Here is a 19,964-nt window from a genome sequence, read left to right as displayed (position 1 = left end):
CCGCCCGCTCACGACTGCTCCAGGTACCGGTGGACGAGCATCACGGCCATGGCTCCCTCTCCGACGGCGGACGCGACCCGCTTGGCGGACCCCGCGGGGGCGTCGCCCGCCACGAACACGCCCGGGACGCTGGTCTCCAGGTGGTACGGCGGCCGGTCCAGCTCCCAGTCGGCCGGTGGCCGCCCGTCCGGGGTGAGGTCCGGCCCGGCGAGGATGAAGCCGCGCTCGTCCCGCAGCACCGTGCCGTCCAGCCAGTCGGTCAGCGGAGCCGCGCCGATGAACACGAACAGCCACTGCGCGTCGACGAGTTCGGTGGCGCCGCCGACCGCGTCGCGCAGCGTCAGGCGCTCCAGGTGGCCGTCGCCGTGCGCGCTCTCGACGACGGTGCCGCAGCGCACGTGGATGTTGGGCGTCTCCTCGATCTGCTGGATCAGGTAGTACGACATCGACGCCGCCAGGGAGTCGCCGCGCACCAGCAGCGTCACGGACTTGGCGCCCCTGGCCAGGTACATCGCCGCCTGCCCGGCCGAGTTGGCGCCGCCGACGATGTACACGTCGTGGCCCTGGCAGGAGGCCGCCTCGGTCAGCGCCGAGCCGTAGAACACCCCGCAGCCGGCCAGGTCGTGGGTGCCCGGCGCGGTCAGCTGCCGGTAGGACACGCCGGTCGCCAGGATGACGCTGTGCGCGGCGATCTCCGAGCCGTCCGAGAACCGGACCACCCGCGCCGCGCCGTTCGCCTCCAGGCCGGTCACCTCGCGCGCGGTGAGGATCTCGGCGCCGAACTTCGCCGCCTGCCGCCGGGCCCGCTCGGTGAGCTGGCCGCCGGAGACGCCGTCGGGGAAGCCCAGGTAGTTCTCGATGCGGGAGCTCTGCCCGGCCTGCCCGCCGGTCGCCGACCGCTCCACCAGGACCGTCCGCAGCCCCTCCGAGGCCCCGTACACGGCCGCGCCGAGCCCCGCCGGGCCGCCGCCGATCACCACCAGGTCGTAGAAGTCGGCCGTCGGCGTGGTCGCCAGGCCCACCCGCGCGGCCAGGTCGGGCGCCTCCGGCTCCACCAGTGGGGTCCCGTCCGGCGTGATCACCACCGGCAGCCGCTGTCCGTCCTGCCCGGCCGCCGACAGCAGCCGCCGCCCCTCCGGCTCGTCCGCGGAGTACCAGCGGTAGGGCACCTGGTTGCGGGCCAGGAACTCCCGGACCTCCGAGGACCGCGCCGACCAGCGGTGCCCGACGACCTTGGTGCTGGGCACCGGACGGTGGTCGCCGGTGCGCCAGGCCTGCAGCAGGTCGTCCACGACCGGGTAGAGCTTCTCCTCGGGCGGGTCCCAGGGCTTGAGCAGGTAGTGGTCCAGATCGACCACGTTGATCGCGTCGATCGCCGCGTTGGTGTCCGCGTACGCCGTCAGCAGCACCCGCCGGGCGCCCGGATACACGTCCAGGGCCTGTTCGAGGAACTCGATGCCGTTCATCTGCGGCATCCGGTAGTCGGCGAGGATCACGGCCACCAGGTCGCCGCGCAGTTTCAGTTCCCGCAGTGCGCCGAGCGCCGACTCGCCGGACTCCGCGCGCACGATCCGGTACGTGGCCCCGTAGCGCCGCCGCAGGTCGCGGGCGACGGCGCGGGAGACCCCCGGATCGTCGTCCACGGTCATGATGACGGTCCGTGTCTCCCCGTCGGCCTGTGCCATACGTCCCCCACGTCGAGCGGCCGGATTCACGGCACGGCGTCCCCGTCACCACACCGGCCTGCGGCCATCGTATGTTCGATCGCCGGTCCTCGCTCGGGCGGCGGGGGAGACCACCGGCGTGCGTCCGCTCCCCCCGGTGCGGCCGTGCGGGCGGCTTGGGGAAGACTGGGCCGCGAGAACGACGTTCCCGCGACCCAGGGAGGGACCCGCATGACGCGCCCGATCACGGCAGGCTCGGACGGTTCGGAGGAGAGCCTGGCCGCACTGGCCTGGGCGGCGAGGGAGGCGGTCCGCCGCCGGGCCCCGCTGCACGTCGTGCACGCCTGGCGGTTCCAGGGGCAGGGCGCGGCCGGCACGGTGGACCGGGAGACGCAGGAGACCTGGGCGCGCGACGCCCTCGCCCGGGCCGTGGGGACGGTCACCGAACGGCACCCCGGCCTGACGGTGACCACCGACGTCCGCGAGGGCGACGCGGTCGCGGCGCTGCTCGCCGCCGCGGCCGAGGCCGAGACGCTGGTCCTCGGCTCGCGCGGCCACGGGGCGGTCGTCGGCTTCCTGCTCGGCTCGGTCGGCCGGCAGGTGATCGCCGAGGCGACCCGGCCGGTCGTCCTCGTGCGGGCCGGTGACGAGGCCGCCGCCGAGGCCGCGGGCCGCGAGGTCGTCGTGGGCCAGCAGGGCGAGCCGGAGGACAGCGCCGACGTCATCGGATTCGCCTTCGAGGCGGCCGCCGCGCGGGGCGCCACCGTGCGCGCCGTGCGGGCCTGGGCCCTGCCGACGGTCTTCACCTACAGCCCCGGCTCGATGGCGCTGGCCGACGAGGCCGGGGGCCTGGAGCAGTACGAGCACAAGGCGCTCGGCGAGGCGCTCGCACCGTGGCGCGAGCGCTTCCCCGACGTACCGGTGGTCGAACACGTGGAGATGGGCAGCGCGGGCCAGGTGCTGCTGTCGGTGTCCGCGAACGCCCAGCTGATGGTCGTCGGCCGCCGCGCCCGCCGTACGGCCGTCGGCGCCCGGATCGGGTCGGTGGCGCACGGCGTGCTGCACCACGCGGGGTGCCCGGTGGCGGTGGTCCCGCACAGCTGAGCCTTGGCCGCGCCGCTCAGTCCGCCGTGGGCCGCAGGGTTTCCCGGGCCGTGGGCAGGATGTTGACGAGGTAGTCCTCGACCGCCGTGTCCAGGCCGATGTCGTGCTGGGCCCGCTCGGACAGGTACCAGCGGTGCTCCAGCAGCTCGTGGTAGATCTCCGCCGGGTCCATCGCCCCGCGCAGCTCCAGCGGCACGGCGCGCACGGTGGGCCGGAAGACCTCGCGCACCCAGCGGTGGGCGAGGACCTCCGGGCGGGCGCCGAGGGGGTCGCCCGGGGCGTAGTCGTCCTGGGTGGCCATCCAGCTCTCCAGGTCGTTCAGCAGCCGCCGGGCCTGGTTCTCCTCGGCGTCCAGGCCGGTCAGGCGCAGCAGCTGGCGCTGGTGGTGGCCGGCATCGACGACCTTGGGCACGAAGGTGACGGTGTCGCCGTTGGAGGCGTGCTCGATCTGCATCTCGGCCACGTCGAAACCGAGGTCGTTCAGGCGCCGGATCCGGCGCTCGATGTAGTGGTACTTGCCCGCCGGATAGACGGAGGTGCGGGTCAGCTCCTCCCACAGGCTCCGGTAGCGGGCGCAGATCTCGGTGCCGAACTCGACCGGGTCGACGGAGGGGTGCAGCGCCCCGGAGGCCTCCAGGTCGAGCAGTTCCCCGCTGATGTTCACCCGGGCCAGGTCGAGGTCGTAGCCGCGCTGGCCGTCGCTGAGCCGCGGGTGCAGGTCGCCGGTCTCGGCGTCGACCAGGTAGGCGGCGTAGGCGCCCGCGTCGCGCCGGAAGAGGGTGTTGGACAGCGAGCAGTCCCCCCAGGCGAATCCGGCCAGGTGCAGCCGGACGAGCAGCACCGCGAGGGCGTCCATCAGCCGGTGCATGGTCGCCGGGCGCAGCGTCGTCTCGAACATCGACCGGTACGGCTGCGAGCCGCCCAGGTGCCGGGTGACCAGCACCGGTTCCAGCGCCTCACCGGCGGCGTCGGAGCGGCCGGTGACCACGGCCAGCGCGTCCACCGCCGGGATGGCGAGCCGGTCCAGATCGCGCAGCAGCTGGTACTCGCGCAGCGCGGGCCGCTCGGCCAGCTCCTTGACGGCGATCACCTCGTCCCCGGCGCGCGCGTAGCGGACCACGTGCCGGGAGATGCCGCGGGGCAGGGGCACGAGGTACTCCTCGGGCCACTGCTCCAGCGGCAGCTGCCAGGGCAGTTCGAGCAGGAGCGCGGGGTGCTCCGGATTGGTGGCGCTGATCTGCAAGGCCATGCCCCGACTCTAGAACGCCCGTTCCCGGGCCCGTTCCGCGGCGTCCTTCACCGGCCCGCGGTGGACGGGACCGTGCCCCGGGAGCAGCAGGTCGCCCGCCAGCCCGGCGATGACGTCGAGCGAGGCGATCGCGCGCGTCCGGTCGTGGTGGAACAGGTCGGGCAGCAGCTGCGGTCCCTCGATCCGGGAGATGGCGTGCCCGCTCACCAGCGCGTCGCCGGAGATCACCACCCCGGCGTCGGGGAGGTGGTAGACGCAGTGGCCGTCGGTGTGCCCCGGGGTGTGCACCGGCACGGGCCGGCCGGGCAGGTCGAGGGCACCGTCCGCCGGGAAGGGCGCGGGAGCGGTCACCGGGTGCTGTTCGGTGCCGCCGGTGCGCAGCACGTGCGCCATCCACGGCAGTACGCCGGGGCGCCAGGCGTTGCGCAGCACCGTGCCGACCGACACCTGCTGGAGGAAGTCCCGCCGCGCGTGCGGCACCTCGGCCTCGTGCAGCAGGACCGGGGTGCCGTGGGTGGCGCGCAGGTACTCGGCCGAGCCCAGGTGGTCGTTGTGGGCATGGGTGATCAGCACGGCCGCCACCGCCTCGGGTGAACTCCCGACGGCGGCCAGTGAGTCGAGCAGTGCCCGGCGGTCGCCGGGGTAGCCGGTGTCGACGAGGGTCACCGCGTCGCCGTCGGTGAGGATGGCCCAGTTGGTGTTGCCGCCGTGCACCAGATAGGTGCCGTCGGCCACTTGCCGTACGTCCGCGCTCATGATCTCCCGCGTTCCAGGTCGGATGCCCCCGCGCGGGACAGCCAACCAGAAACCGGGCCCGGGCGGTTGACCGGCCCTCAGCGCACGCCGTGCGGGCGGAACTGGACGCTGATGCGGGGCCCGGCGGCGCGGGTGCTCTTGGGGACGCAGTGCTCCCAGGTGCGCTGGCAGGAGCCGCCCATCACGATCAGGTCGCCGTGGCCCAGCGGGCGGCGCACGGTCTGCCCGCCGCCGCCCGCCGGGCGCAGCAGCAGGTCCCGGGGCGCGCCCACCGAGAGGATGGCGACCATCGTGTCCTGGCGGGCGCCGCGCCCGATCCGGTCCCCGTGCCAGGCGACGCTGTCCCGGCCGTCGCGGTAGTGGCACAGGCCCGCGGTGGTGAAGGGCTCGCCCAGCTCCTCGGCGTAGTGGGCCGACAGGGCGTCGCGCGCCTCGGCCAGCAGGGGGTCCGGCAGCGGGTCGGCCACGCCGTAGAACGCCAGCAGCCGGGGCACGTCGACGACGCGCTCGTACATCTCCCGCCGCTCCGCGCGCCAGGGGACCTCGGCGGACAGCCGCTCGAACAGCGCGTCGGCGCCGCTCAGCCACCCCGGGAGCAGGTCGATCCAGGCTCCGGCACCGAGGTGCGTGCGGCGCAGTCCGTCGAGCGAACCCAGCCGGACCTCGTCGGTCTGGTCGAAGAGCGAGCCCTGGAGGTGCGTGGTCATGGGACCAGCCTACTCCTTGTTCGAAAGTGTGTTCTAACTGTCGTGGCCGTCCTTCCGTGACCGCCCCTTTCGATACGCCGGTGTATCCGATACATTCGCGCATCGAAGCGAGCGAAGGGGCCGGGCATGACGGCGAAGGCGACCACCGGGCGGGTGACCAGGCGGCGTGTGCGCACCCGCGCGAACCTCCTGGACGCCGCGTTCGCGGTGTTCGCCGCCAAGGGCTTCGGGCGGGTGTCGATCGAGGAGGTCTGCGAGGCCGCCGGGTACAGCAGGGGCGCCTTCTACTCCAATTTCGACAGCCTCGACGAGCTGTTCTTCGCCCTCTACGAGCAGCGGGCCGACCTGATCGCCGAGCAGGTGACCGCCGCCCTCGCCGCCGACGGACCCGGTCTGGACGTCCCCGCCGCCGTGGAGCGCGTCACCGAGGTGCTGCTCCTCGACCGCGACTGGCTCCTGGTGAAGACGGACTTCCTGGTGCACGCCGCCCGCGACCCGGAGGTCGCCCGGGTCCTGCTGGAGCACCGGGCCCGCCTCAGGCGCGCGATCGCCGACCGGCTCGCCAGGGCCCGCGGACACACCGCGCCGCCCGCCGTCCTCGGCGACGCGGGGGAAGCCGCGCACGCCGTGGTCGCCGCCTACGACGGGGTCACCACCCAACTGCTCCTGGACCGGGACGTCGCAGGCGCCCGGGTCTGGCTGGGACAGCTGCTCACCGCGCTGCTCACCGACGGCAGCACGCCTCAATGACAGAACAGGAAGGGACGGTCGCCATGGATGCCGACGTCATCGTGGTCGGAGCGGGTCTGGCGGGCCTGGTCGCGGCCCACGAGCTGACCAGCCGGGGCAGGAGGGTCGCCCTGGTGGACCAGGAGAACGCGGCCAATCTCGGCGGGCAGGCCTTCTGGTCCTTCGGCGGTCTCTTCCTCGTCGACTCCCCGGAGCAGCGCCGGCTCGGCGTCAAGGACTCCTTCGACCTGGCCTGGAACGACTGGCAGGGCAGCGCGGGCTTCGACCGGACCGAGGACGAGGACTCCTGGGCGGTGCGCTGGGCGCGGGCGTACGTGGAGTGGGCGGCGGGGGAGAAGCGGTCCTGGCTGGCCGGGCACGGCATCACCTTCCTGCCCACCGTCGGCTGGGCCGAGCGCGGCGACCTGAGGGCGGGCGGACACGGCAACTCGGTGCCCCGCTTCCACATCGCCTGGGGCACCGGCACGGGGGTCGTCGAGCCCTTCGTGCGGTACGCGAAGCAGGCCGTGCGGGACGGGCTGCTCACCGTTCACCACCGCCACCGCGTCGACCACCTGATCGTCGAGGGCGGCACCGCGCGCGGGGTGCGCGGCACGGTCCTCGTGCCGGACGACTCACCGCGCGGCGTCGCCTCCAGCCGCGACGCGGCCGGTGCGTTCGAACTCACCGCCCAGGCCGTCGTCGTCACCTCCGGCGGCATCGGCGCCGACCACGACATCGTCCGCCGTCACTGGCCCGAGCGCCTGGGGACCCCGCCCGCCGAGATGGTCACTGGCGTCCCCGCCTACGTCGACGGGCGCAACTGGGACCCGATCTGGCCCGGCCACGGCATCCGCATCCTGCCCGGGCCGTCCTCCATGTGGTTCGACGCGCTCGGCCGCCGGCTGCCGGAGCCGTACCTGCCCGGCTACGACACCCTGGGCACCCTGCGCCATCTGCGCACGGCCGAGGGTCTCGCGGAACACGACCACTCCTGGTTCGTCCTCACCCGGAAGATCGTCGAGAAGGAGTTCGCGCTCTCCGGCTCCGAGCAGAACCCCGACATCACCGCCAAGGACCGCGCCGGCTTCCTGCGCGAACGCGTGCTCGGCAGGGGAGCACCGGGCCCGGTGGACGCGTTCCTGCGCAACGGCGCCGACTTCGTGACCGCGCCGGACCTGGAGCAACTGGTCGACAAGATGAACCGGTTGACCGACGAGCCGCTCCTGGACGCCGCGGCCCTCCGGCGCCAGATCGAGGCCCGCGACCTTCAGTTGGCCAACCCCTACGCCAAGGACGCCCAGGTGCAGGGCATCCGCAACGCCCGCCGCTACATCGGCGACCGCCTCGGCCGGGTCGCCGCCCCGCATCGTATCCTCGATCCCGCGGCGGGTCCGCTGATCGGCGTCAAGCTGCACATCCTCACCCGCAAGACCCTCGGCGGCATCCAGACCGACCTCGACTCCCGCGCCCTGGGCGCCGACGGCACCCCGGTCGAGGGCCTGTACGCGGCCGGTGAGGTGGCCGGCTTCGGCGGGGGAGGGGTGCACGGGTACAACGCGCTGGAGGGCACCTTCCTCGGCGGCTGCCTGTTCTCCGGACGGGCGGCGGGGCGGGCCGCGGCACGGCAGACCGCCTGAGCGACGCGCCCGCCCATCGGCCGCTCCGCCCCCCCTCAGCCCTCGTCGAGGAGGCGGAGCAGCACGGCGGCGTGGCTCTCGCCGGGCGACTTGGCCGCGGTCAGCAGCGTCACATCGCCCGCCGCGGCCATTTCCCGCACGCGGTCGAGGAGTTCGCTCGCCTCGGGGGCGGTCAGCTCCGCCTCGTACCGGCGCGCGAACTCGTCGTACGAGCCCTCGCCCGCGTGGTACCAGCGGCGCAGCCCGGTCGACGGGGTGAGCCCCTTGGGCCACTCGTTCACCCGCGCCGCGTCCTTCGACACGCCCCGGGGCCACAGCCGGTCCACCAGGACCCGCACGCCGTCGTCCGGCTCCGGCGGGTCGTAGACGCGGCGCACGCGCACGCTCATGGCGGTCCTCCCACGGCCGAGGATTTGGCTGCCGGGCTGTGTCCGGCACGGGCGCCGGAAATCAGCCGGACCTGCGCCGCGATGCCTCGCGCCGCTTGAGCGCCCGGCGTTCCAGCTCGCCGGTGCCGCCCCAGACACCGATGGTCTGCCCGGTGTCGAGCGCCCAGCGCAGGCACTGCTCCTGGACCGGACAGGTCCGGCAGACCGCCTTTGCCTGCTCGGTCTGCAATGCGGCCGGGCCGGTGGTGCCGATCGGGAAGAACAGGTCGGGATCCTCCGTCCGGCATGCGGCGTGCTCTCGCCAGTTGTCCATCAAAGTCACCTGCGATCGGTATCGTTCGCGTCTTCGGGCATGGCCTACTCCGTTGCGGGTGACCGGTCGACAGCGGTGCGAAACCGGTGAGGCCGCCCCGGGTCGCCGTGCCGGTGCCGGGCGCCTACCGGCACAGCGCCCGCGCGGCCGCCGTCACCACGGCGTCCGCCACCGCGGCCAGTGCGGGGGAGTCGAGCCTCCACTGCTGCCAGTACAGCGTGACGTCCACCGCCGGGTCCGGGGCGAAGCAGACGAGCCGGCCGGTGCGCAGCAGGGGATCCGCCTGCGGCTGCGGCACCATGCCCCAGCCGAGACCGGCGGCGACGGCCTCGGCGAAACCCTCCGAGGTCGGCACGTGGTGCCGCACGGCACTCGCACCCTCGTGACCGAGCCGCCGCGCGAAGGCGTCCTGGAAGTCGTCCCGCCGGTCGAAGACCACCACGGGGGCGTCGGCCACGGACTCCCGCGGCGGTCCCGCCAGATGCCGGGCGGCGAATTCGGGAGCGGCGCAGGGGAGATACCGCATCCGGCCCAGCTCCCGGACCGTGCAGCCCGGCACCGGTTCGGGCGACGACGTCACCGCCGCCATCACCACGCCCTCCCGCAGCAGCGTCGCCGTGTGGCCCTCGTCCTCGCGGCGCAGTTCGAAGCAGAGGGCGGGCTTCCGGGGGAGGCGGGTCAGGGCGGGCAGGAACCAGGTCGCCAGCGAGTCCGCGTTCACCGCCACCGACACCCGGGTCGGCTCGCCCTCCCCCCGCAGGCCCAGCTCGGCCGAGGCGTCCCGCTCCAGCCGCGCCACCTGGCGGGCCAGCCGCACCAGCACGGCACCGGAGTCGGTCGCCCGCACCGGCTTGGTGCGCAGCAGCAGCACCCGGCCGGTGCGCCGCTCCAGCGCCTTCACCCGCTGGCTGACCGCGGACGGCGTCACGTGCAGGGCGGCGGCGGCCGCGTCGAACGTGCCCTCGTCCACCACGGCCAGCAGGGTGCGCACGTGGTCCAGCGGCAGATCCGCGAAGGTCGGCGCGTAGGGCGGAGTCACGTCGTCATCACATCGGCTAATGATACGTAAGAATCCTTAGCTGTACGTCCTGTGATCGTCCGCCTAGCGTCGAGGGCATGAACAACGCCCTCACGGCGGCCGCCGCCGGATTCGGCACCGGGCTCTCGCTCATCGTCGCCATCGGCGCCCAGAACGCCTTCGTCCTTCGGCAGGGGGTCCGCCGCGACGCGGTCCTCGCCGTGGTCGGGATCTGCGCGCTGTCCGACGCCGTGCTCATCGCCCTCGGTGTCGGCGGCGTCGGTGCGGTGGTGGTGGCCTGGCCGGGCGCGCTGACCGCCGTCGGCTGGATCGGCGGTGCCTTCCTGCTCTGCTACGGCGCCCTGGCCGCCCGGCGGGTGTTCCGTCCGTCCGATGCGCTGCGCACGGACGGCGACGCCGCGGGCTCGCGCCGCCGGGCCGTGCTCACCTGCCTGGCGCTGACCTGGCTCAACCCGCACGTCTACCTCGACACGGTCTTCCTGCTGGGCTCCGTCGCCGCCGACCGGGGGCCGCTGCGCTGGACCTTCGGTCTCGGCGCCGCGGTCGCCAGCCTGGTCTGGTTCGCCGCGCTCGGCTTCGGCGCCCGCTACCTCGGCCGCTTCCTGGCCCGGCCCGCGGCCTGGCGGGTCCTGGACGGCCTGGTGGCCCTCACCATGATCGTCCTCGGCGTCTCGCTCGTCGCCGGGGCCTGAGCCGGGCCGGATCCGGGCCTGACCCGGGCCGGATCCGCCCACGGGCGTTCCGGTGTGCTCGAACGGAGCTGCGATAGTGATCCCCGCAACCGAAAGATGTACCGAGCACGTAGGAAGCGCGTGGACACCAGCGAGAGCAGCGGCGAGAGCGCCACCGAACCGGACACGACCGCCCCGGCGCCGGACGGAGCACGGCAGCGGGGGTGGCGCCGCTGGGCCATGGACACCCGCCCGCTGCGCCGCCCGGCCTACCGCAGACTGTGGTCCTCGACCATCGTCACGGCCGTCGGCAGCCAGCTCACCGCCGTCGCCGTACCGAAGCAGATCTACGACATCACCGGCTCCTCGGCCTGGGTCGGCGCCGCGAGCCTCGCCGGTCTGCTGCCGCTCGTCGTGTTCGCGCTGTGGGGCGGTGCGGTGGCCGACACCATGGACCGCCGCAAGCTGCTGCTGATCACCAACACCGGCATCGCGGTGACCTCGCTGCTCTTCTGGATACAGGCGGTCGCCGGCCTGGAGTCGGTGGCCGCGCTGATGCTGCTGCTCGCGCTGCAACAGGCCTTCTGGGGCCTCAACGCCCCGGCCCGCAACGCCTCCATCGCCCGCCTGGTGCCCGAGGACGAGCTGCCCGCCGCCAACGCCCTCGGCTCGACCGTCATGCAGACCGGGCAGGTGGTCGGCCCGCTGCTCGCCGGTGCGCTGATACCGGTGATCGGACTGCCCGAGCTGTACCTGATCGACGCCCTGGCCCTGTGCGTCACCGTGTGGGCGGTCTACAGGCTGCCTTCCCTGCCGCCGTCGGCGGGCACGGCGGTGCGGCGCGCGGGCGTGCGCGAGGTCGTGGCCGGCTTCCGCTACATCGCCGGGCACAAGGTGCTGCTGCTGTCCTTCCTGGCCGACATCGTCGCCATGGTCCTCGGCATGCCCCGGGCCCTGTTCCCGCAACTCGCCGCCGAGACGTACGCGCCCTACGGCGAGGGGCTCGCGCTCGGCCTGCTGTTCGCGGCGATCCCCATCGGCGCGGTGGCCGGCGGACTGTTCTCCGGCACCTTCTCGCGGGCCCGCCGGCACGGCTGGATGGTGATCGGCGCGGTCGTCGTCTGGGGGGCCGCCATCACCGGTTTCGGGCTGAGCGGCAGCCTGTGGCTCGCGGTGGCGTTCCTGGCCGTGGCCGGCGTCGCCGACATGGTCTCCATGGTGTTCCGCGGGGCGATCCTGCTGTCCGCCGCCACCGACGAGATGCGCGGGCGCATGCAGGGCGTGTTCACCGTCGTCGTGGCGGGCGGTCCGCGACTGGCCGACGTCCTGCACGGCGGCGCCGGCACCGCCTTCGGCGCGCGCGAGGCCGTGGCCGGCGGCGGGCTGCTCGTCGTGGCGGTGATGCTGGCCCTGGCCGTCGCGGTGCCGGCGCTGCGCCGCTACCGCGTCTGACCGCGCCTCACAGGGAGCCGCGTCCGTGCATCGCGTAGTGCTCCATGAGCCGGCCCCTGGTGGACTCCAGCCGGTGGGCGAGGATCTCCGCGACCGAGCGCACCAGCACGATGCCCAGCGACGGGTCCTCCTCGCACAGGTCGAGCACCGCGGCCGCGTCGAACTCGTAGGCGCGCACCGGGCTGAACGCCTCGGCGCCGAAGTCCCACTCGTAGGGCGGGAACAGCCAGGACCAGCCGAGCAGGTCGCCGACGCCGAGACTGGCGACCGTGACCCGCTGCAAGGACGTCACCTGCTGGGTCAGGGAGACCGCGCCGGAGCGGATGACCCAGAAGCGGTCCGCCCTGCCCCCCGCCTCGAAGATCCGGTCGTCCTCCGGGAAGGAGACCTCCCGGGCGAGCCTCATCAGCCGCTCACGCTGGGGGAGGGGCAGGGCGGTCAGGAGTTTGATCGCTTTGGTCATGGCAGGGGACTCCTCGCCGGCGATTCGGTTCCGGGTCTTTCCCTATGCCCATTTCAGTCGCTGTCGCCGCACTGAGCACCTCGGCGGACGGCGGGATCCCGTACGGATTCCGTGCCGGAACCGGGGACGGGAGCGCGAGGACATGAAAAAGCCCTGGCCGGACGGGGGAGGCCGGCCAGGGCCGTAAGCGGTGACCGCGGAGGACGTTTCGGTCGACTCCGTCGCCACGTATGGATGAACGCTAAACCATCTCGGGTCGTTCCGCGAAACCGGCCCCCCGCCACGTGATCCGTCTCACGCGCCGTGCTCCGCGACGACCCGGACCGTCTCCAGTGCCGGATCGGTCGGGTCGGGGAGGTACATCCCGGCCTCCAGGCCGCCGCGCAGATAGCGCAGGACCGGCTCGGCCAGCCGCTCACCCGGCAGCACGGCCGGAATGCCCGGCGGATACGGCGTGATCATCTCCGCCGCGACCCGGCCGGCGGCCCGGTCCAGGGGCACGTCCTCGGTGGGCCCGAAGAACGCGTCCCGGGGCAGGCACACCTGCGGCATCCGCAACTCGGCCGGCGACGGCACCTCGACCCGCGGAGCGGGGGCGAGGCCGGGGGCGGCGCGGGCGAGGTCCTTGAGCGCGGTGAGCAGCTCGTCGGCGGTCTCCCGGTCGTCGCCGTGGGTGATCTGCGCGCCGATGCGGCGGTGGTCGGTGATGTGGGCGATCACGCCGCGGTTCTCCCGCAGCCAGTCCGCCGCCTGGAAGCCCGAGATGCCGAGCCCGTCGAGGTCGATGACGACCGGCAGCGGATCGAAGCCGTGGGCCGCCCCGGGGCCGCAGAAGTCGTCCCGGTCGTTGACGTGCATGCCGCCGATCTCCTCGATCGCCGCGCGCACGTCGGCCGCCAGTTCCAGCGCCCCGCCCATCAGCTCCTGCCCGCCGAGCGCCATCTGGCGGCGCCAGCCGTCGAGGCCGGCGAAGATCAGTACCGAGGGGCTCGTGGTGCTCAGCAGGTCGGCGCGCATGCCGAGGAGCTTGGGCGGCACCAGGTCGCCGCGCAGATGGAACACCGAGCCCTGCTCCAGACCGCTGCCCATCTTGTGGATGCTGGTCACGCAGATGTCGGCGCCCGCGTCCATCGCCCAGGACGGCAGATCGGGGTGGAAGGGCAGGTGCGCCCCCCACGCCTCGTCCACGATCAGCGGCACCGAACGCCGGTGGCAGACCTGGGCGACGGCCCGCAGATCGGCGCTCGCGCCGTACGGCGTCGGACTGGTGACCAGGGCGCCCTTGGCGTCGGGGTGGGCGGCGAAGGCCTCCTCGAACGCCTCGGCGGACGGCGGGTGGGCCAGATGCCGCTCCGCGTCCCAGAGCGGTTCCACCCACACCGGCTCGATGCCGGACAGGATCAGCCCCGAGACCACGGACTTGTGGGCGTCCCGGCCGATCAGCAGCTTCTCGTGCGGCCCCGCGACCGCCAGCATCGCCGCCTTCACCGACAGGGAACTCCCGCACGTCGAGAAGAACGTGTGATCGGCGTGGACGGCGTCCGCCATCAGCTCCTGGGCGCGCTGCAGCACCCGGCCCCGGGTGAGCCGGTCGTCGAGTCCGGCCGTCGCCAGCACATCGCCGTGGAACACGGCGTCGCCCAGCACCTCGCGCACCGCGGGGTCCGCCCCGCGCGCCTGCTTGTGCCCCGGCGGCGTGAACGACAGCCGCCCCTCACGGCGGTACTCGACGAGGGCTTCCAGGACCGGTGCTCGGCTGTGATCGGCTGTCATGCCGACCCGGTTTCCCGTCCGGCGCCGCGTCAATCCGTCCCGCGGCCCCTCACCGAGCGTTCCGCCCCGGGGTCAGCACCTCGTCGAGCACCCGCAGGACGGCCTCGTACGCCACCGTCCGCACGGCCGCCTCCCGCGAGGCCTCCGGGTCGGTCGACCGCAGCTCCTCGCTGCGCGCCCGCCAGCTCCGCCCCTCCTCCAGCGCGCAGGCCCTCGCGCGGTGCATCCGGCGCAGCAGTTCGTCCGAGTCCACAACATCCGTCATGCACTCCGCGTACCCCCGCTGGGCGCCCGGATGGCTCCCGGGCCACACGGAGGACCGGAGGTTTGCCCGTACCGGCAGAGGTCAGCCGACAGTGACGAGGCCGCGGCGCGCGCACGGCCCGACCGGACCGTCCCACCGACCAGGGAGCTGACGGATGCGTGACAGGGACACGACTCAACCCGCTGTCGAACAGCGCGGCGGGAGCACCCGCCGCCGGAACCGGCCCTGCAGGCCGGCCGACGCACGCAGGGCGGTCGAACGGGCCGTCACCGACTGCCCCGGCACCCGCGGCGGCGCGTCGTGCGACGCGGGCGCCCTGTCGGACGCCGTGCTCGTCGCCTCGGAGCTGACCACCAACGCCATCCTGCACGGCGGCGGCGTCACCGACTTCCGGGTCGACGTCGTGGGGCCCGGCGTGCGGCCGGGCGTGCGCCTGTCGGTGTGCGACCGCAGCCACGACCTGCCGGTGGCGGTGCCCGCCACGGACGACCGGGGCCGCGGACGCCTCGGCGGCCGGGGCTGGCCGATCGTCTGCCGGCTGGCCCGCGAGGTGCGGGTGGCAGATCTTCCCTCCGGAGGCAAGTGCATCACCGTGGTCGTTCCGCTGTCCTGATGACTTTTCGAAAAGCGGAGTTTGTTCCACCGGGGCAGGGGCAGTCGCAGATTCGTGCTTCGGACCGGAGGCGCAGCAGCGGGAGCGGTACGGCTGCTTCGGTGCCCCGGGTGTGCCTGGGCGCCCCGGACAGCACCGTTCCCGCGGAAGTCCCCTGAGACCACCGTTCAGGAGCGGATCCGCATGCTCATAGAAACGCCCACCATCCGTCCCGATACCCCCCAGTCCACCCAGTCCGCCGACCCCTCGAACGCTTCCGCCCGCCGTCGGCACGACGACGCTCCCGACACCATGGCCCTCTTCGGCCGCCTCGCGGGGCTGGCCGACGGACCCGAGCGTGACGCCGTCCGCGACGAACTCGTCACGGCCTGGCTGCCCATGGCCCACCGGATCGCCGGGCGGTTCCGGGACCGCGGGGAGTCCATCGAGGATCTCCGCCAGGTCGCGGCGCTCGGCCTGGTCAAGGCCATCGACCGCTTCGACCCGGAGCGCGGGGCCTTCGAGAGCTACGCCGTGCCCACCATCACCGGTGAGGTCAAGCGCCACTTCCGCGACCGGATGTGGGCCCTGAGGGTGCCCCGCCGGGTCCAGGAACTGCGCAACAAGGTGCGCGTCGCCCGCCGGGAACTCGCCCAGAGCCCGGGCAGTCCCGAACCCTCGGTGGCCGCCCTGGCCGCCCACACCGGGCTGACCGAGGACGAGGTCGGCGCCGGCATGGAGGCGCTGGAGAGCTTCAGCACCCTGTCGCTGGACGCCGAGCTGTCGGCCGGCGACGACGGCTACAGCCTCGCGGACACCCTCGGCGCGGCCGACGCCTCGTACGAGACCGTGATCGACCGCGAGTCCGCCAAGGAGGGGCTGCGCAGGCTGCCCGAGCGGGAGCGCGCCATCCTCTACATGCGCTTCTTCGAGGACATGACGCAGAGCCGGATCGCCGACTGCCTGGGCATCTCGCAGATGCACGTCTCGCGGCTCATCAGCCGCAGCTGTGCCCGTGTCCGCGACGAGGCGCTGGGACAGCACACCCGCTCCGGCCACCACCCGGCGCGGCCCTGATGGGCCGACGGGACGACGAGCCGGACGACGGGACCGGCAACACCGGGAACGCAGGGAACACAGGGAGGGACGGACGGATGCTGATGCCACACCCCGCGGTGCTGCGCAGACTCCTGGCGGAGTACGAGGCCGCCGCGGCGAACGAGCCCGCCGACGAGACGGGCCGGCCGGGCCCGCGGACCCGGGACCTGGAGTACACGCTGTGCGTGTCCACCGGTACCCGTGATGTGCGGCGGGCCCTGGAGACCGCCCGGCGCCGGCTCGCGGACGCGTCGGCACCGGCACCGGAGCCCGTACCCGGTGGCGCGCACGCGGGAGTGGCGGACTGACGCGAGGAACGGCCAGGGGCACCACGGACGACCGCCCGTACACCACCAGTCGGTGTACGGGCGGTCGTCCGTCCACCGGCACCCCGGTGTGCGGGGCCGATGCCGGGGCATGCGGAAGTCCGGGAGGGGAGGTCCACATGAACGCACGCGTCCTGGCACGTACCGGCCGAGGCCACGCCCGGCGGGCCGCGAACGGATCGGCGGCCGAGGGGGCCGCCCGGGCGGGGCTCACCGCTCGCGGTGTCATCTACCTGCTGGTCGGGATCCTGGCCCTGCGGATCGCCTTCGGCAGCGGAGACCGGCAGGCGGACCGGGGCGGCGCCCTGGCCGAGCTGTCGGACCGGCCGTTCGGCGCGGTGCTGCTGTGGGCGCTCGGTGCCGGACTCGTCGGAATGGCCCTGTGGAGGCTGTCCGAGGCGCTCTTCGGAGTCACCGGCAAGGACGGGCACACGGCGAAGAAGCGCCTGCCCGCCGCCGCCCGCTGCGTCTTCTACGCGTTCGTCGCCTACTCCGTCCTGGCCTTCGCGGCCGGAGCCGGCGGCAGCGGCTCCAGCGACCGGCAGTCCCGGGACGTCACGGCCCGGGTGATGGAGATGCCCGCCGGCCGGTGGCTCGTGGGCGTCGCCGGCGCCGCGATCGTCGTCGCCGGGGTGGTGATCGCCGTACAGGCGCTGCGCCGCACCTACCGCAAGAAGCTGAAGCCCGGCGGGCTCAGCCCCCGGGCCCGGCTGCTGGTCGACGTCACCGGCGTCGGCGGCGGAACGGCCCGCGGCATCGTGTTCGCCGTGGCGGGGGCCTTCGCCGTACGGGCCGCCGTCGACTACGCACCCGACCGGGCGAAGGGACTGGACGACACCCTGCGCTCCTTCGCCGACACCTCCCTCGGCCCCTGGCTGCTGGCCTGTGTCGCCGCGGGACTGGTGCTGTTCGGCGTCTTCTCCTTCGCGCTCGCCCGCTGGCGGAGGGTCTGAGCGGCCCGGCACGGGGAACACGGGGCGAATGAACGAACACGAGATTCCTCCGCCGGACGGACGTCCCGTGGACGTCTACCTCGACCTCCTGCGCGTTCGCATGCCGAACGACGACTACCAGCTGCTGCTCAGCGTGGTGGAACCGGTCCTCCAGGCGATCGACGAGCAGCAGATGCCGACCATCGACTTCTCCCTGGACGGGGACAACGCCGAGGCGCTGCCCCAGGAGATCAGGGACGAGGCCGCCCTCGTCATCGCCACCGCCGTCACCGGACGTCTCGACAACGAGGTCGTCGAGATCGACACCGACGAGACCGGACCGGTCCGGGTCGTCACCGACGCGGCCACCGCCTCCGACCCCGAGCGCCTCGGCGAGATCGCCGACTACCTCAAGGAACGCCACCAGCAGAACGAGGAACTGCGCGGCATCGCCGAGGCGAGCGGTCTGCCCAGCGACTTCTGACCCCCACCAGCCCGGTGGCCCCGTCAGCGCTGCGGCGCCCTGACGGTCACACCCAACGGCCGGGCGAGGCCGACCACCGCCTCGTCCAGCCGCTCCAGGTGCCGCAGCACCCGGCCCGTGATGCGGCCGTACCGCGGCACTCCGGCGGCGTCCGGCTCCAGCAGCGAGGCGATGCTCGGGCCGGTCTCCACCTGTGCCACGGCCTCCTCGTCGGCGACATGGGCGGCGATCGCCTCGATGTTGCGCACCGTGCGCCGCACCGCGCCGCGCAGCCGCGGGTCGGCCGCGATCGACGGATGGGTGGGCAGCAGCTCGGCCGTCGCCGCCAGCGACCGCGCGTGATAGGCGCAGGTCTCCAGCAGCGCCACCACGTACTGGGCCGTGTCCCGCCGGGCCCGCAGCGGCGTGATCGGATGGGTCAGCGGCTGGGTGGCGGCCCGCAGGTCGCCCAGCGCCTGGTCCAGCTCCCGCGCGGTGTCCAGCAGGTCGGCCTCCGGCCCGCCGCTGAGCTGGTCGACGGCGCCCTCCGTCACATCGGTGAGCCGCTCCAGCACCGTGCCGAGGAGTTCGTTCGTACGCCGGTCCGTGCGTATCGGCAGCACCAGCGCCGCCGCCACGATGCCGCAGGCCGCGCCGAGCGCCGTCTCCTCGATGCGCAGCACCAGCACCGACAGACTGTAGGTGTGCAGCAGCGTGTACAGCAGTCCGAGCATCGCGGTGACGAAGAACGACATCAGCGTGTAGGACAGCGGCGCGGTGTAGAACATCGCGAAGATCAGCACCAGCACCAGTCCGAACGCGGTCCAGGTGTGGTTGCCCACCAGACCGGCCAGCACGATGCCCGCCACCACCCCCAGCACCGTGCCGAGCAGCCGGCGGTAGCCCTTGACCAGGATCTCGCCGGTGGAGGCGGTGTTGATGAAGACGATCCAGCAGGTGAGCACCGCCCAGTACCAGCGCTGCGAGGACAGGAACTCCCCGCCGACGATCGCCAGCGAGGACCCCACGGCCACCTGCACCGCGGCCCGCGTGGTGGGCCGCCGCAGCCCGGTCTGCTCCTCCTCCTCGGCCGCCTCCTCGCCGGCGTCGATGGCCGCGTCCTCGGCGTCCAGCTCCTCCCGGGAACGGGCGGTGGCCGGTGAGTCGTCGGACTCGTCCTGCGGCCCGTCCAGCGCGATCCTCAGGCCCATGACCGCGCGCGCCGTCTCACCGATGGCGCGGAACACGTCCTGGACGGCCGCGGTGGCCTCGGGCAGGTTCTCCTCGTCGCGGTAGCCGAGCAGCCGGTTGCGCAGGTGGGACAGCGCCGTGCCGCGCGCCTCCGCGGGCGGCCGCAGCACCAGGGTGCGCAGCGCCGTGAGATCGCGGCGCAGGGTCTCCGTGGCCTCGCCGGGCGCGGGGGAGCGGCCCACCGTGGGGGCCGGCGCGCCCGGCAGGTGCAGCGTGAGGGTGTCCGCCCGTTCGGCGCTGCGCGCGGTCAGCAGCAGCAGACCGAGGCGCTCGGCGGCGATCTCGGCGTCCGCGACGCGCCGCTGCACCAGACGTGCCGTGGACGCGTCGGGCGTGCCCTCGTCCAGCCGGGACTGGATCATCAGGGCGGTCTCGTGCAGGCGCGCGGTGCCGTCCCGCAGGCGCTCCAGCGTCTTGTCGATGTCGTCGGGACCGGCGTCCAGCAGATCGAGCTGCGTCGCGATCAGCTGGGCCAGCCGGGCGCGGAAGGCCTGCCGCAGCAGACTCAGGATGCGCGCGGGTGTCGCCGGGACCACCCCGAAGCGCACCACCGCGCTGGACGCGAACGCCACGGCGATGGCGGCCCACAGCCCCGGCAGCCCGGAGACCTTCGCACCGACGAACAGCGACACGAAGTAGACCTGGAAGCCGATCAGCCCGAGCGCCGTGCCCCGGTCGCCGAACCGGCGGACGAAGACCGCGCAGAAGATCAGCACGACGAAGAAGGCGTCCCCGAGGACGACCCGCGAGGAGAGCAGCGTGCTCAGCGAGACCGAGGCCAGGGCTACGGGCAGGCCCAGCGCCAGCGTGACGGCCTGCGGGCCCGGCTCCTTCTCCCGGATGGCGAACGTCGCGACCATCGCCGCCATGGCACCGGCCACCAGATGCTTGACGTCCACGCCGAACACGGCGAGCACGCCCAGCGTCAGCGCGATGGCGCCCACCGTCCGCAAGCCCGCCGTGAGCCGCAACAGCCCCGGGTCGGACGCGGCGACGCGGTCCCGCAGCCGTGTCCGCGCCGAGCGCCCCGCTGCCTTCACGCCGCCGTACACTCTCCCGATTCACCACCGGCCCTCACAGCCGGTTCC

At 73.7% G+C, this 19,964-nt stretch carries 21 protein-coding genes; 10 read left to right on the top strand and 11 right to left on the bottom strand.

Annotation, left to right across the window (positions count from 1 at the left end; genetic code table 11):
• Positions 1 to 8 precede the first annotated feature (8 nt).
• Complete coding sequence (locus BZZ08_RS07350; protein ID WP_104631319.1) at positions 9 to 1,685, bottom strand: FAD-dependent oxidoreductase; 1,677 nt, start codon at positions 1,683 to 1,685, stop codon at positions 9 to 11.
• Positions 1,686 to 1,895: 210 nt separating this feature from the next.
• On the opposite strand from BZZ08_RS07350, the gene BZZ08_RS07345 reads away from it, so the two are divergent.
• A complete protein-coding gene (locus BZZ08_RS07345; protein WP_198601343.1) occupies positions 1,896 to 2,768 on the top strand; it encodes a universal stress protein in 873 nt (290 codons plus the stop codon).
• A 16-nt stretch (positions 2,769 to 2,784) separates the two neighbouring features.
• On the opposite strand, the gene BZZ08_RS07340 is transcribed toward BZZ08_RS07345, so the two are convergent.
• The 3 genes from BZZ08_RS07340 to BZZ08_RS07330 form a co-directional block, all read right to left on the bottom strand.
• Positions 2,785 to 4,017, bottom strand: a complete 1,233-nt coding sequence (locus BZZ08_RS07340) for a DUF4032 domain-containing protein (protein ID WP_104631317.1) — start codon at positions 4,015 to 4,017, stop codon at positions 2,785 to 2,787.
• A 9-nt stretch (positions 4,018 to 4,026) separates the two neighbouring features.
• Positions 4,027 to 4,773 (bottom strand): MBL fold metallo-hydrolase, encoded by a 747-nt coding sequence (locus BZZ08_RS07335; protein ID WP_104631316.1) that lies wholly within the window; start codon positions 4,771 to 4,773, stop codon positions 4,027 to 4,029.
• Between the two features lie 77 nt (positions 4,774 to 4,850).
• Positions 4,851 to 5,480 (bottom strand): alpha-ketoglutarate-dependent dioxygenase AlkB, encoded by a 630-nt coding sequence (locus BZZ08_RS07330; RefSeq protein ID WP_104631315.1) that lies wholly within the window; start codon positions 5,478 to 5,480, stop codon positions 4,851 to 4,853.
• Between the two features lie 126 nt (positions 5,481 to 5,606).
• Here BZZ08_RS07330 and BZZ08_RS07325 point away from each other — a divergent pair, with 126 nt between their 5' ends.
• Positions 5,607 to 6,230: a TetR/AcrR family transcriptional regulator gene (locus tag BZZ08_RS07325; protein ID WP_198601342.1), complete on the top strand. Its 624-nt coding sequence runs from the start codon at positions 5,607 to 5,609 to the stop codon at positions 6,228 to 6,230.
• A 23-nt stretch (positions 6,231 to 6,253) separates the two neighbouring features.
• Positions 6,254 to 7,849: an FAD-binding dehydrogenase gene (locus BZZ08_RS07320; protein WP_104631314.1), complete on the top strand. Its 1,596-nt coding sequence runs from the start codon at positions 6,254 to 6,256 to the stop codon at positions 7,847 to 7,849.
• 35 nt (positions 7,850 to 7,884) lie between these two features.
• Here the strand turns inward: BZZ08_RS07320 and BZZ08_RS07315 are convergent, their stop codons facing one another.
• From BZZ08_RS07315 to BZZ08_RS07305, 3 genes are all read right to left on the bottom strand, one after another.
• Complete coding sequence (locus BZZ08_RS07315) at positions 7,885 to 8,238, bottom strand: DUF488 domain-containing protein (RefSeq protein WP_104631313.1); 354 nt, start codon at positions 8,236 to 8,238, stop codon at positions 7,885 to 7,887.
• 61 nt (positions 8,239 to 8,299) lie between these two features.
• A complete protein-coding gene (locus tag BZZ08_RS07310) occupies positions 8,300 to 8,551 on the bottom strand; it encodes a WhiB family transcriptional regulator (RefSeq protein ID WP_104631312.1) in 252 nt (83 codons plus the stop codon).
• Between the two features lie 124 nt (positions 8,552 to 8,675).
• The gene (locus BZZ08_RS07305) at positions 8,676 to 9,590 is read right to left on the bottom strand and encodes a LysR family transcriptional regulator ArgP (RefSeq protein ID WP_104631311.1); all 915 of its coding nucleotides are present in this window, start codon (positions 9,588 to 9,590) and stop codon (positions 8,676 to 8,678) included.
• Positions 9,591 to 9,667: 77 nt separating this feature from the next.
• Between BZZ08_RS07305 and BZZ08_RS07300 the strand changes: the two genes are divergently transcribed.
• Positions 9,668 to 10,282, top strand: coding sequence for a LysE/ArgO family amino acid transporter (locus BZZ08_RS07300; RefSeq protein ID WP_104631310.1), 615 nt, complete (start codon positions 9,668 to 9,670; stop codon positions 10,280 to 10,282).
• Between the two features lie 120 nt (positions 10,283 to 10,402).
• Positions 10,403 to 11,713 (top strand): MFS transporter, encoded by a 1,311-nt coding sequence (locus BZZ08_RS07295; protein ID WP_241965400.1) that lies wholly within the window; start codon positions 10,403 to 10,405, stop codon positions 11,711 to 11,713.
• Positions 11,714 to 11,720: 7 nt separating this feature from the next.
• Here BZZ08_RS07295 and BZZ08_RS07290 read toward each other — a convergent pair whose 3' ends face one another.
• The 3 genes from BZZ08_RS07290 to BZZ08_RS07280 form a co-directional block, all read right to left on the bottom strand.
• Positions 11,721 to 12,176, bottom strand: coding sequence for a cyclic nucleotide-binding domain-containing protein (locus BZZ08_RS07290; RefSeq protein ID WP_104631308.1), 456 nt, complete (start codon positions 12,174 to 12,176; stop codon positions 11,721 to 11,723).
• Positions 12,177 to 12,470: 294 nt separating this feature from the next.
• Positions 12,471 to 13,949: an aminotransferase class I/II-fold pyridoxal phosphate-dependent enzyme gene (locus BZZ08_RS07285; RefSeq protein ID WP_104631307.1), complete on the bottom strand. Its 1,479-nt coding sequence runs from the start codon at positions 13,947 to 13,949 to the stop codon at positions 12,471 to 12,473.
• Positions 13,950 to 13,998: 49 nt separating this feature from the next.
• Positions 13,999 to 14,214, bottom strand: a complete 216-nt coding sequence (locus BZZ08_RS07280) for a hypothetical protein (protein WP_104631306.1) — start codon at positions 14,212 to 14,214, stop codon at positions 13,999 to 14,001.
• A gap of 154 nt (positions 14,215 to 14,368) precedes the next feature.
• Between BZZ08_RS07280 and BZZ08_RS07275 the strand changes: the two genes are divergently transcribed.
• From BZZ08_RS07275 to BZZ08_RS07255, 5 genes are all read left to right on the top strand, one after another.
• Positions 14,369 to 14,827 carry an ATP-binding protein gene (locus BZZ08_RS07275; protein WP_104631305.1) on the top strand — a complete coding sequence of 153 codons (459 nt, stop codon included), beginning with the start codon at positions 14,369 to 14,371 and terminating at the stop codon, positions 14,825 to 14,827.
• Between the two features lie 183 nt (positions 14,828 to 15,010).
• Positions 15,011 to 15,883: a SigB/SigF/SigG family RNA polymerase sigma factor gene (locus BZZ08_RS07270; RefSeq protein ID WP_104631304.1), complete on the top strand. Its 873-nt coding sequence runs from the start codon at positions 15,011 to 15,013 to the stop codon at positions 15,881 to 15,883.
• A 77-nt stretch (positions 15,884 to 15,960) separates the two neighbouring features.
• Positions 15,961 to 16,212, top strand: a complete 252-nt coding sequence (locus BZZ08_RS07265) for a DUF5133 domain-containing protein (RefSeq protein WP_104631303.1) — start codon at positions 15,961 to 15,963, stop codon at positions 16,210 to 16,212.
• Between the two features lie 137 nt (positions 16,213 to 16,349).
• A complete protein-coding gene (locus tag BZZ08_RS07260; protein ID WP_104631302.1) occupies positions 16,350 to 17,183 on the top strand; it encodes a DUF1206 domain-containing protein in 834 nt (277 codons plus the stop codon).
• Positions 17,184 to 17,211: 28 nt separating this feature from the next.
• Positions 17,212 to 17,646 (top strand): hypothetical protein, encoded by a 435-nt coding sequence (locus tag BZZ08_RS07255; protein ID WP_042825638.1) that lies wholly within the window; start codon positions 17,212 to 17,214, stop codon positions 17,644 to 17,646.
• A gap of 23 nt (positions 17,647 to 17,669) precedes the next feature.
• Here BZZ08_RS07255 and BZZ08_RS07250 read toward each other — a convergent pair whose 3' ends face one another.
• Complete coding sequence (locus BZZ08_RS07250) at positions 17,670 to 19,916, bottom strand: FUSC family protein (protein ID WP_198601341.1); 2,247 nt, start codon at positions 19,914 to 19,916, stop codon at positions 17,670 to 17,672.
• Positions 19,917 to 19,964: the final 48 nt, after the last annotated feature.

The organism is Streptomyces sp. MH60 (assembly GCF_002939385.1).
In the GTDB taxonomy this organism is placed as follows: domain Bacteria; phylum Actinomycetota; class Actinomycetes; order Streptomycetales; family Streptomycetaceae; genus Streptomyces.
This window is presented reverse-complemented; position numbering and strand designations above follow the sequence as displayed.

Excerpts from the sequence above, each read along its gene's own strand:
- BZZ08_RS07350 (WP_104631319.1), bottom strand. The coding sequence starts at position 1,685 with ATGGCACAGGCCGACGGGGAGACACGGACCGTCATCATGACCGTGGAC.
- BZZ08_RS07345 (WP_198601343.1), top strand. The coding sequence starts at position 1,896 with ATGACGCGCCCGATCACGGCAGGCTCGGACGGTTCGGAGGAGAGCCTG.
- BZZ08_RS07340 (WP_104631317.1), bottom strand. The coding sequence starts at position 4,017 with ATGGCCTTGCAGATCAGCGCCACCAATCCGGAGCACCCCGCGCTCCTG.
- BZZ08_RS07335 (WP_104631316.1), bottom strand. The coding sequence starts at position 4,773 with ATGAGCGCGGACGTACGGCAAGTGGCCGACGGCACCTATCTGGTGCAC.
- BZZ08_RS07330 (WP_104631315.1), bottom strand. The coding sequence starts at position 5,480 with ATGACCACGCACCTCCAGGGCTCGCTCTTCGACCAGACCGACGAGGTC.
- BZZ08_RS07325 (WP_198601342.1), top strand. The coding sequence starts at position 5,607 with ATGACGGCGAAGGCGACCACCGGGCGGGTGACCAGGCGGCGTGTGCGC.
- BZZ08_RS07320 (WP_104631314.1), top strand. The coding sequence starts at position 6,254 with ATGGATGCCGACGTCATCGTGGTCGGAGCGGGTCTGGCGGGCCTGGTC.
- BZZ08_RS07315 (WP_104631313.1), bottom strand. The coding sequence starts at position 8,238 with ATGAGCGTGCGCGTGCGCCGCGTCTACGACCCGCCGGAGCCGGACGAC.
- BZZ08_RS07310 (WP_104631312.1), bottom strand. The coding sequence starts at position 8,551 with ATGGACAACTGGCGAGAGCACGCCGCATGCCGGACGGAGGATCCCGAC.
- BZZ08_RS07300 (WP_104631310.1), top strand. The coding sequence starts at position 9,668 with ATGAACAACGCCCTCACGGCGGCCGCCGCCGGATTCGGCACCGGGCTC.
- BZZ08_RS07290 (WP_104631308.1), bottom strand. The coding sequence starts at position 12,176 with ATGACCAAAGCGATCAAACTCCTGACCGCCCTGCCCCTCCCCCAGCGT.
- BZZ08_RS07285 (WP_104631307.1), bottom strand. The coding sequence starts at position 13,949 with ATGACAGCCGATCACAGCCGAGCACCGGTCCTGGAAGCCCTCGTCGAG.
- BZZ08_RS07280 (WP_104631306.1), bottom strand. The coding sequence starts at position 14,214 with ATGACGGATGTTGTGGACTCGGACGAACTGCTGCGCCGGATGCACCGC.
- BZZ08_RS07275 (WP_104631305.1), top strand. The coding sequence starts at position 14,369 with ATGCGTGACAGGGACACGACTCAACCCGCTGTCGAACAGCGCGGCGGG.
- BZZ08_RS07270 (WP_104631304.1), top strand. The coding sequence starts at position 15,011 with ATGCTCATAGAAACGCCCACCATCCGTCCCGATACCCCCCAGTCCACC.
- BZZ08_RS07265 (WP_104631303.1), top strand. The coding sequence starts at position 15,961 with ATGCTGATGCCACACCCCGCGGTGCTGCGCAGACTCCTGGCGGAGTAC.
- BZZ08_RS07260 (WP_104631302.1), top strand. The coding sequence starts at position 16,350 with ATGAACGCACGCGTCCTGGCACGTACCGGCCGAGGCCACGCCCGGCGG.
- BZZ08_RS07255 (WP_042825638.1), top strand. The coding sequence starts at position 17,212 with ATGAACGAACACGAGATTCCTCCGCCGGACGGACGTCCCGTGGACGTC.